The sequence below is a fragment of the Escherichia sp. WS3227_2 genome, assembly GCF_046486495.1.
Classification (GTDB): Bacteria; Pseudomonadota; Gammaproteobacteria; order Enterobacterales; family Enterobacteriaceae; genus Escherichia; species Escherichia coli.
Genome location: NZ_JBJQLG010000034.1, coordinates 1 through 9367, shown reverse-complemented (window position 1 = coordinate 9367; position 9367 = coordinate 1). Strand labels below are relative to the sequence as shown.

Here is a 9367-nt window from a genome sequence, read left to right as displayed (position 1 = left end):
CAGTTCAAAACCACTCCCCTGAATGGGATACGGCTGATACTGTCGCCCCTGCCAGGTGACCGGCTCACCTTTTTCGTTCAGCTCATTACAGAAAAAATAACGTTCTCCACCGACCTCTGTCAGGTCGATTTCCCAGAGCACCACGCTGGCCGACTGCTCCGCACGGGTGCATTCATTCAGTGTTTCCTGCCGGATATCCTGCATCAGTTCACCACCTGTTCAAACTCTGCGCTGAACTCAACACGCAGCATACTGACCCGCGACGACCATTTTGCGCAGGTCACCTTTATCTGCCGCCACTCATAAGGCGGCGTCCACAGAAAGGCTTTCCAGCCCCCGTGCTCTTCCAGAAACGACTCCAGTACCGTGGCCTCCTCACGGGGGACAGAAAGCGTCACGCTGTACGTTTTCAGGTTGGCATTCAGCCCGGCAGGCGCTCGCTGGGAATAGCCATCACCAAAGCGCACCTTTCTTACAGAAGGGGCCGAAGCCACATCCATACCGGGTTTCACTTTCCAGCGGAAGGTTTTCATCGTCCACCTCCGGAGAACAGGCCACCATCACGCATCTGTGTCTGAATTTCATCACGGGCACCCTTGCGGGCCATGTCATACACTGCCTTCATCATCTGTGGACCTGGCAGACCATTCGTACCGTCGTTCTGAATCACCACGTGATTGTTCTGATTAAAATTAATGCCTTCAGCCCGCCGCATCTGCGCCGGACTTCCGGCACCGCCCACATAACCACCTTCCGCATAGCCCCGCATCAGGCGGTACAGGTTGCCGACACCAATCCGGCTGGTTGCCTCCTTCGTGAAGACAAATTCACCACGGTGAACAATCCCCGCTGGCTCATATTTGCCGCCGGTTCCCGTAAATCCCCCGGTCGCAAAATGGAATTTCGCCGCAGCGGCCTGAATGGCTGTACCGCCTGACGCGGATGCTCCACCACTGGCAGCACCGCCAATGGCGCTGCCGATACTCCCGACAATCCCCACCATTGCCTGCTTAAGCAGAATTTCTGTCATCATGGACAGCACGGAACGGGTGAAGCTGCGCCAGTTCTGCTCACTGCCGGTCAGCATCGCCGCCATATTCTGTGCAATACCATCAAAGGTCTGCGTGGCTGCACTTTTAACCTGCGACATACTGTCCGTGGCGCTCTCTTCCCACTCACTCCAGCCGGACTTCAGGCCTGCCATCCAGTTCCCGCGAAGCTGGTCTTCAGCCGCCCAGGTCTTTTTCTGCTCTGACATGACGTTATTCAGCGCCAGCGGATTATCGCCATACTGTTCCTTCAGGCGCTGTTCCGTGGCTTCCCGTTCTGCCTGCCGGTCAGTCAGCCCCCGGCTTTTCGCATCAATGGCGGCCCGTTTTGCCCGTTGCTGCTGTGCGAATTTATCCGCCTGCTGCGCCAGCGCGTTCAGGCGCTCCTGATACGTAACCTTGTCGCCAAGTGCAGCCAGCTGGCGTTTGTACTCCAGCGTCTCATCTTTATGCGCCAGCAGGGATTTCTCCTGTGCAGACAGCTGGCGACGTTGCGCCGCCTCCTCCAGTACCGCGAACTGGCTCTCCGCCTTCCACAAATCCCGGCGCTGCTGGCTGATTTTCTCATTTGCTCCGGCATGCTTCTCCAGCGTCCGGAGTTCTGCCTGAAGCGTCAGCAGGGCAGCATGAGCACTGTCTTCCTGACGATCGCCCGCAGACACCTTCACGCCGGACTGTTTCGGCTTTTTCAGCGTCGCTTCATAATCCTTTTTCGCCGCCGCCATCAGCGTGTTGTAATCCGCCTGCAGGATTTTCCCGTCTTTCAGTGCCTTGTTCAGTTCTTCCTGACGGGCGGTATATTTCTCCAGCGGCGTCTGCAGCCGTTCGTAAGCCTTCTGCGCCTCTTCGGTATATTTCAGCCGTGACGCTTCGGTATCGCTCTGCTGCTGCGCATTTTTGTCCTGTTGACTCTGCTGCTCAGCCTTCTTTCGGGCGGCTTCAAGCGCAAGACGGGCCTTTTCACGATCATCCCAGTAACGCGCCCGCGCTTCATCGTTAACAAAATAATCATCCTTGCGCAGATTCCAGATATCGTCCGCTTTCTTAAACGCGGCCTCTGCCTTAATCAGCATCTCCTGCGCGGTATCAGGACGACCAATATCCAGCACCGCATCCCACATGGATTTGAATGCCCGTGCTGTCCTGTCTGCCCAGGTTTCCAGCGTGCCCATGTTCTCTTTCAGGCGTCGGGTCTGGTCATCAAACCCTTTCGTTGCGGCCTCGTTCGCCGCCTGCAATGCCCCGGCTTCATCGCCGGAACGCTGCAACTGAGCAACATACGCAATCTGCTCCGCCGTCACGTTATGGAACTGGCGCGCCATCGCCGTCAGCCCCGACGTCGGGTCAGTGGTCAGCTTCCCGAAGGCTTCAGCGACCTTGTCCACCTCCACGCCGGATGCAGAGGAGAAACGCGCCACACTCTGGCTGATGGACGCAATCTGAGCCTCACCGCTTACCCCCGCCTTAACCAGTGCGCTGAGTGACTCGCTGGTCTGGTTAAACGTCAGCCCTGCCGCCTGCCCGGCTCTGGACAGGACCAGCATACGATCTGCCGTCAGTCCCGCCTGATTGCCGGAAAGGACCAGCGTTTTGTTGAAATCGGACAGGGTTGAGTTGCCCTGATACCAGGCATACGCCAGCGCTCCGGTCGCCACCGCCAGCGAGGTAGCCCCCACCATCGGCAGGGTGATCGCACCGGCAAGCCCCCGGAACATGGGGATCATCCCGCCGAAGGAGTCCTTCACCTGACCCCCCTGTTGCAGCAGGATCAGCCACGGACTTTGCCCGCCTGCAAGCTGCGTGGCCACGTCAGTGAACTGCGCAGGCAGCATACGCATGGCGGCTTTATACTGCCCGACGGAAATTCCCGCTTTCTGTGCAGCCAGCGCCTGCCGGTTCATCGACTGTTCAACGACTGCCGCTGTTTTTTTCGCATCACTTTCCGTACCGGAAAAATGACGCCTGACTCTGGCCATCTGCTCGTCAAATCTGGCCGCATCCAGACTCAAATCAACGACCAGATCGCCTACCGGTTCAGCCATACCGGACTCCTCCTGCGATCCCTTCTGATACTGTCATCAGCATTACGTCATCCTCCGTCATGTCCGCCACATCCGGGGAAGCGGGGATAACTTCATTCCCGTCCGGACCAAAGCGGACGCCTCCGGCAAGCCCTGCCGCTTTCTGCATCAGCACATCATCTTCAGGCTCTTCGTCAGCCTCGCGCCGGTTCAGCAGACTGAAATCCAGCGGATGCATATCCGGATCGCTGAAAAACAGGCTGAGTACGGTGTACGTCAGCCCGGAAAAGTGCATATCCAGCAGAACATCATGAAAATAATGGGTACTGTAAAAGCGGTGCCAGTCGGCATACTCCGTGGATGACATCCCGGCAAGCATGGCGCGCCAGTCGGGTCGCCCCATCTCACGCGCCAGTTTCAGGGCAAAACTCAGCTCACCGTCGAACACTTTCCCGCAGAAACAGGCTCTGCTGGCCCGGCGTCATCTGCCTGTTCAGGTGCATCATTCACCACAAACTCAGACATACCGGACAGACGCATTACCACATTTTCAGCCTGAGCAATTGCCTCTGTGGGCCAGGTGGTAAGCACTTCCTGCTCAATTTGTTTAACGGCTTCATTCATGGACGGCATCTTTGTCTTCTGCGGATGGCTATGCCACAGGGACATCGCCACCAGAAAAGCACCGGTTCTGACGAGATCTTCCACGCTCACCTGTCGATTGAGACTGGATCCCGCCTGTTCTGCCTGTCGTTTCAGCAGGGCGAGATGCTCAATTCGCTGCAGGGCTGACAGTTCAGAAAGCGTGACGCTCACACCGTTATATTCAAATGATTCGGTTTTCAGGAACATCGCTGACTCTCCGGATTAACTGTCGGTGACGGTGATTTCTGCAACCACAGCAAGTTCACCATTACCGGATACAACCGGAATGTTGACCTTGCCTGCAGCAACACCTTTCACGGTGATGGTCATACCACTGACCGACACGGTGGCTTTTGTTTTATCCGCAGACACCGCACGGAAGCTCTTGTCGGTTGCGCCTTCCGGCTGGAATGCCACGGTCAGCGTGGTGCTCTGCCCTTTCACCACCGAAGTGCTGGCAGGCGTCACGGTCATGCCGGTTGCCGCTGTTACCGTGCTGCGATCTTCTGCCATCGACGGACGTCCCACGTTGGTGACTTTCACCGTGCGGGTGATCACTTCCTTCGCCGTCACCGCCTTACCGATACTGCTGACCCAGCCGCGGAACACATCGACCGTGCCGTTCGGGAAGCGGATTTTATAGGCACGGGTATCCCCTTCATTAAACCACGCCAGCAGCGCCTGCTGCCCCTGCTCTCCGGGCATCCACGCCAGCGTGAAGCTGGTATCTCCGGCAGATTTCTGCCCCTGCCCGGTCGCAGTCCAGTCCGCATCTTCATCATCGAGATAGCTGTCGTCATAGGACTCAGCGGTCAGTTCGCCGGGCGTCAGGTCTTTAACTTTAGCCAGACGCGACCAGTCAACGTCTGAAAGCGGGTTCGCATAAGGGTCACCGTTCCCCTTATAAACCCACAGTGTGGTCCCGGCCCCTTTCACCGGCATTACTGGATTTGGTACAGGCATATCGTCCTCACATTTCATAGGTAATGACATAAGTCAGATCGGCTGAACTCCACAGGCCCGCATCATCGTCGCGCCGGTAGTCATAGCCACTGGCCACCATACTGGTGATCAAATCTGACAGTGCCGGGACATCGCTCATCACCGGATAAATCCGGGACTCCATCCACGAATCCAGCTCTGAATCCGGCACCTGAGCAGGCAGGAAAACTTCAATATGCAGCTCCGCCTGCCAGGTATCACTGTCCAGCTCTTCGCCCGTGTATTCAGCGCCGGTGAGATAAACGGCAATTGCCGGAAAATCCGCCTCATCAAAAACAGCGGGGCGACCATCAAAAAGCGTCGCCCCGGTGTCATGCTTCTCCAGTGCATCCAGTACGGCTGCACGGAGTTCAGTATGTTTCATCGCTTTATTACCATTCTCAGTTGATGCTGCAGCGCATAGCCCAGCTCTTTCGGAAGACGTTCACGCCGTATCCGTTCAATATTCTGTTTAAACGCCGTGGTCAGCGGCACCGCCATCGGGATTTTCACCACATCAATGGGGTAACGGTTTTTCCCGGCCACACGCTGCATGACATGCCACCGGCCATTTTTCAGTTGCTGAATAAACGCGCCGGGAATACGACGGTTTCCCACCACAAGCACGCTGCCGCCACCTTTCAGGGATGAACGCTGCCCCTTTTTACGACGTCTGCGGCGGGAAAGGACAACCCGCGCGTTACCCAGCTTGATTACGGGCAAATCCCCCCGGTTAACCCTGATTCTGGCCTGCGGATTTTTGACCGTGGCCCTTTTCAGCCTGGCCCTTTCCTTTACCAGTTTCCGGCGTACCTTTGTCTCACGGGCAACCTGTGACGCAGACTGCGATATCGCGGATGACGCAACGCGGTTAATGGCCATTGCGGCGGCACCAGGCACCGCCGTTTTGCTGATACGGCTGAGGTTTTCAACGGCCTGCTCAAGACCTTTTATGGCCATACATCCCCCTTTCAGCGGCGACGGTTAACGGCAGGCGGCACGCCACGCCCAAGCCAGAGATGACAGCTTCCGCCATCATCCGGCGAAATCCGGTCCACCCAGAAGTTTTCCTCGCCGATGGTCAGTGTGTCTCCACGCCGCAGCTGCCGCACATCATCAGTCCGGACAAACAGGGACGGGCTGGAGCCTTCAACGCGCACCCCCTGTCCGGCATAGCTGATATTTTCAGGGTCATCAAAAACACCACGTATCACAGCACCGGACAGCTCACCGGATGTCATGGTGGCTGACGTTCCCATGTACCCGCGTATCGTTTCATCGGCGCGGGCAATGGCAGCATCGAACAGGTTATCGGAATCAGCCACAGCGCCTCCCGTTATTGCATTCTGGCCAGGCCATGTTCTGTCATTTCGGCTGCCACACCGGCAGAGACACGAAACGCCGTTCCCGGCAGCACAAATGCCACAGGCTCATCCCGCGTGGCGTGAAGTGCATCAGTATGCAGCGTCACCAGTGCCACGACCGTGACCAGAGCAGCCGTATCAGTCACGGTATCCGGCTGCGCTGATACCACCTCATTTTCATGTCCGGTCAGCGCATTTTCCGGGCTGACAGATGTGTCCTGACCGGCAGCGTCATCCGTGTCATCAAGCTCCTCTTCCAGCTCTGCCACACGGAGCACCAGTTCTTCTTTCGTCCCCGTCAGGCTGACATCACGGTTCAGTTGCTCACCCAGCACCTGAAGACGGGCAATCAGTTCATCTTTCGTCATGGACTCCTCCACAGAGAGAAAATGGCCCCGAAGGGCCATGATTACGCCAGTTGTACGGACACGAACGCATCAGGATCAGCCAGCAGCATCAGCGGTGCTGACTGAATCATGGTGAACTCACGCGCCGGATCGCCGGTGGTCACCCAGTTTTTCGGGTAGCGGGCAGAGGCGTTAATACCTTCGCGCTGTGCGTCCGCATCCTGAATGCAGCCATAGGTGCGCAGACCGCGTGCCTGAGTGTTCCCCAGCACCATCGTGTTGTCCGGCAGGAAGTTCTTTTTGACGTCGTTTTCCACGTACTGTCCGGAATACACGACGATCGCCGTATCGCCATACATCCCCTTATAGGACACCGCTTCGCCCAGGTCTTTTACCGCTGTCTCCAGCTCGGAATGAGAGCCGCGACGGGTATCCAGCTTCTCCTTGACGGCTTTGAAGGAACGGAACAGCGCCCAGCCTTTCGGATCAAACACGATGATATTCACCACGCCGCTGGCGTTCAGCGCATAGGCTTCGATATCGTCGGTCGGGTCATACGTGGACTTGTCACGCTTGCTCCACTCCGTACCACCGGACTGTGTGATGTTGTTCGCCGCACTGCGGCCCATATCCACCTCAACCGGATCGAAGGCTTCACCGGTCATGGTGTATTTGCCCTTAAGCACAGCAGAAACTGCCTGCATCTCTTCGACCTGAGCAATGGCCAGCTCTTCGTCTCGCATGTTCTGCATGATGATGCGACGGCGGCGGTAAGCCGGGTCCGCCAGATTCTGCGGATCTTCATCCGGCAGGCGACGCAGGGTCATCTGCGGATTCACCTCATGCTTGGGTTTGACATATCCCGGCGTAAATTCAGAGGTGGAGCCGCCACGGGAACGGATAACCTCACCGGAAACAATCGGCGAAACGTACAGCGCCATGTTTACCAGTCCCGGAATTTGTGAGAGATAGACTTTCTCCGTGGTGAAGGGATAGCTCTCACGGAAAAAGAGACGCAGAAACAGCGGATCAAACTTAAATTTCTGCTCATTTGCCGCCAGCAGCTGGGCGGTTGTGTACATCGACATAAAAAAATCCCGTAAAAAAAGCCGCACAGGCGGCCTTTAGTGATGAAGGGTAAGGTTAAACGATGCTGATTGCCGTTCCGGCAAACGCGGTCCGTTTTTTCGTCTCGTCGCTGGCAGCCTCCGGCCAGAGCACATCCTCATAACGGAACGTGCCGGACTTGTAGAACGTCAGCGTGGTGCTGGTCTGGTCAGCATCAACCGCCAGAATGCCAACGGCAGTACCGTCGGTGGTGCCATCCCACGCAACCAGCTTACGGGTGGAGGTGTCCAGCATCAGCGGGGTCATTGCAGGCGCTTTCGCACTCAATCCGCCGGGCGCGGTTGCCGTATGTGCCGGGTCACTGTTGCCCAGCGGCTGGTAATGGGTAAAGGTTTCTTTGCTCGTCATAAACATCCCTTACACTGGTGTGTTCAGCAAATCGTTAACGGCATCAGATGCCGGGTTACCTGCAGCCAGTGGTGCCGGTGCCCCCTGCATCAGACGATCCAGCGCAGTGTCACTGCGCGCCTGTGCACTCTGTGGTGCAGCTGCCAGAATGCGGCGGGCCGTTTCCACGGTCATACCGGGGGTTTCGGCCAGCACACGTGCCTGTTCTTCGCGTCCGTGAGCTTCCTCACAGTTGAGGATCCCCATAATGCGGCTGTTTTCTGCCGCAACCGCAGCGGTGATCTGCGCGTTCACGTCCGGCTGCGCCGCGCTGGCGTTTTCGCCCTCCGTCGCTTGCACCACGTCAGTAACGTCAGCCTGCGAAGCAGTGGCTGAAACAGTTGTTGATTGAGTCTCTTTGGTCATTCGCCCTCCTGAGAGACGGGATTTACGTGCATCCAGTGCATCACGCATAACGGTGATCGCATCGGTGCTGTTGACAAGTTCATCAGCCAGTCCGGCATCAATGGCCTCCTGACCGCTGTACACTGCAGCCTCGGTATCCAGCACAGCCTGCACGGACAGGCCGGTATATGCCGACACCTTCTGCGCAAACATCCGGCGGGTTGCATCCATCCGGGACTGCAGTGTCTCCCGGACATCACCCGGTAGATGGCTGTAGGGGTTGCCATCCACCTTATGGCTGCCGCTGTAAATCAGCGTGATTTCCACGCCCTGTTTCTCCAGCGCAGCGCCGTAATTACTGTGAGCCATCATGACGCCGATGGAGCCTGTCCGGGCGGTCTGCGTGACCAGACGCCGGGAGGCGGCGCTGGCAAGCAGCTGACCTGCACTGCAGTTCATGTCGTTGGCCAGCGCCCATACCGGCTTTATGTCACGCACACGGGCGATGATGTCAGCACAGTCAAATGCTCCCGCCACCATCCCGCCCGGTGTGTCCATATCGAGCAGAATGCCGTCCACCATCGGATCGCTGGCAGCCTGTTGCAGACGGGCGATAATGCCGTTGTAACCGGTCATTCCCGAATACGGCTGCAGCGCCCGCGTCCGGCTGACCAGCGTACCGGACACCGGCAGCACGGCGATGCCGTTCATGACCTGATAACTGCGGGCCTGTCGTGGTCCGTCATCATCACCGGATAACGCCAGCGCCGCGGGTGCCTCTCCGGCAGTCAGGCTGTCGCCGGATACTGCATCCGTCAGGCGACTGATCCCAAGCTGGCCTGCAAGCGCACAAAAGAAAACCCGCGCATAGGCGGGTTCAAGCATCAGCGGCTCATTAAAAGCCATGCTGGCAATATGCGGGAGATTACGCAGCTCTGCTGTCACTCTTCTCCTCCTCTGTTGATTGTCGCAGTCCGGATTCAAATGCCGCAGCCGCCCAGGCGGGCGGTTTAAGACCGGCTGCACGGCGCTCCATCGTTTCACGGACCTGCTGGGCAAAAATTTCCTGATAGTCGTCACCGCGTTTTGCGCACTCTTTC

At 57.5% G+C, this 9367-nt stretch carries 13 protein-coding genes and 1 pseudogene; all 14 read right to left on the bottom strand.

Going from position 1 to position 9367, the window contains the following annotated elements:
- Window positions 1-204 (bottom strand): phage minor tail protein L (locus tag ACJHXB_RS24440; protein ID WP_410233548.1); only part of this gene is annotated, 204 nt, incomplete at its 3' end.
- Window positions 204-533, bottom strand: coding sequence for a phage tail protein (locus ACJHXB_RS24435; RefSeq protein WP_000847345.1), 330 nt, complete (start codon window positions 531-533; stop codon window positions 204-206). The genes ACJHXB_RS24435 and ACJHXB_RS24440, both read right to left, overlap by 1 nt.
- Window positions 530-3091, bottom strand: a complete 2562-nt coding sequence (locus ACJHXB_RS24430) for a phage tail tape measure protein (RefSeq protein ID WP_191634176.1) — start codon at window positions 3089-3091, stop codon at window positions 530-532. The genes ACJHXB_RS24435 and ACJHXB_RS24430 overlap by 4 nt, the downstream gene beginning before the upstream one ends.
- A complete protein-coding gene (locus tag ACJHXB_RS24425) occupies window positions 3084-3518 on the bottom strand; it encodes a phage tail assembly protein T (protein WP_000459457.1) in 435 nt (144 codons plus the stop codon). The genes ACJHXB_RS24430 and ACJHXB_RS24425 overlap by 8 nt, the downstream gene beginning before the upstream one ends.
- Window positions 3500-3922 carry a phage tail assembly chaperone G gene (gene gpG / locus ACJHXB_RS24420; RefSeq protein WP_000479193.1) on the bottom strand — a complete coding sequence of 141 codons (423 nt, stop codon included), beginning with the start codon at window positions 3920-3922 and terminating at the stop codon, window positions 3500-3502. Before gpG ends, ACJHXB_RS24425 begins: the two co-directional genes overlap by 19 nt.
- Before the next feature lie 15 nt (window positions 3923-3937).
- Complete coding sequence (locus ACJHXB_RS24415) at window positions 3938-4678, bottom strand: phage tail protein (protein ID WP_001317730.1); 741 nt, start codon at window positions 4676-4678, stop codon at window positions 3938-3940.
- 7 nt (window positions 4679-4685) lie between these two features.
- Entirely contained in the window at window positions 4686-5081 is a 396-nt protein-coding gene (locus ACJHXB_RS24410) for a phage minor tail U family protein (RefSeq protein WP_000683129.1), read from the bottom strand.
- Window positions 5078-5656 carry a phage tail protein gene (locus ACJHXB_RS24405; protein WP_000975081.1) on the bottom strand — a complete coding sequence of 193 codons (579 nt, stop codon included), beginning with the start codon at window positions 5654-5656 and terminating at the stop codon, window positions 5078-5080. The genes ACJHXB_RS24410 and ACJHXB_RS24405 overlap by 4 nt, the downstream gene beginning before the upstream one ends.
- A gap of 11 nt (window positions 5657-5667) precedes the next feature.
- Entirely contained in the window at window positions 5668-6021 is a 354-nt protein-coding gene (locus ACJHXB_RS24400; protein WP_000785282.1) for a head-tail joining protein, read from the bottom strand.
- Between the two features lie 11 nt (window positions 6022-6032).
- Window positions 6033-6428, bottom strand: a complete 396-nt coding sequence (locus ACJHXB_RS24395; protein ID WP_000158878.1) for a DNA-packaging protein FI — start codon at window positions 6426-6428, stop codon at window positions 6033-6035.
- Window positions 6429-6469: 41 nt separating this feature from the next.
- On the bottom strand, window positions 6470-7495 hold the full coding sequence (locus ACJHXB_RS24390) for a major capsid protein (RefSeq protein WP_000063250.1): 1026 nt from the start codon (window positions 7493-7495) through the stop codon (window positions 6470-6472).
- A 55-nt stretch (window positions 7496-7550) separates the two neighbouring features.
- On the bottom strand, window positions 7551-7883 hold the full coding sequence (locus ACJHXB_RS24385) for a head decoration protein (protein ID WP_001358225.1): 333 nt from the start codon (window positions 7881-7883) through the stop codon (window positions 7551-7553).
- A 9-nt stretch (window positions 7884-7892) separates the two neighbouring features.
- Window positions 7893-9212, bottom strand: coding sequence for a S49 family peptidase (locus ACJHXB_RS24380; RefSeq protein WP_000123248.1), 1320 nt, complete (start codon window positions 9210-9212; stop codon window positions 7893-7895).
- Window positions 9193-9367, bottom strand: a pseudogene (locus ACJHXB_RS24375) (phage portal protein); the annotation flags it as partial. The pseudogene ACJHXB_RS24375 and the gene ACJHXB_RS24380, both read right to left, overlap by 20 nt.

Bases quoted from the DNA above. Each gene is read 5' to 3' on its own strand.
- ACJHXB_RS24435 (WP_000847345.1), bottom strand. From the start codon at position 533: ATGAAAACCTTCCGCTGGAAAGTGAAACCCGGTATGGATGTGGCTTCG.
- ACJHXB_RS24430 (WP_191634176.1), bottom strand. From the start codon at position 3,091: ATGGCTGAACCGGTAGGCGATCTGGTCGTTGATTTGAGTCTGGATGCG.
- gpG (WP_000479193.1), bottom strand. From the start codon at position 3,922: ATGTTCCTGAAAACCGAATCATTTGAATATAACGGTGTGAGCGTCACG.
- ACJHXB_RS24415 (WP_001317730.1), bottom strand. From the start codon at position 4,678: ATGCCTGTACCAAATCCAGTAATGCCGGTGAAAGGGGCCGGGACCACA.
- ACJHXB_RS24410 (WP_000683129.1), bottom strand. From the start codon at position 5,081: ATGAAACATACTGAACTCCGTGCAGCCGTACTGGATGCACTGGAGAAG.
- ACJHXB_RS24405 (WP_000975081.1), bottom strand. From the start codon at position 5,656: ATGGCCATAAAAGGTCTTGAGCAGGCCGTTGAAAACCTCAGCCGTATC.
- ACJHXB_RS24395 (WP_000158878.1), bottom strand. From the start codon at position 6,428: ATGACGAAAGATGAACTGATTGCCCGTCTTCAGGTGCTGGGTGAGCAA.
- ACJHXB_RS24390 (WP_000063250.1), bottom strand. From the start codon at position 7,495: ATGTCGATGTACACAACCGCCCAGCTGCTGGCGGCAAATGAGCAGAAA.
- ACJHXB_RS24385 (WP_001358225.1), bottom strand. From the start codon at position 7,883: ATGACGAGCAAAGAAACCTTTACCCATTACCAGCCGCTGGGCAACAGT.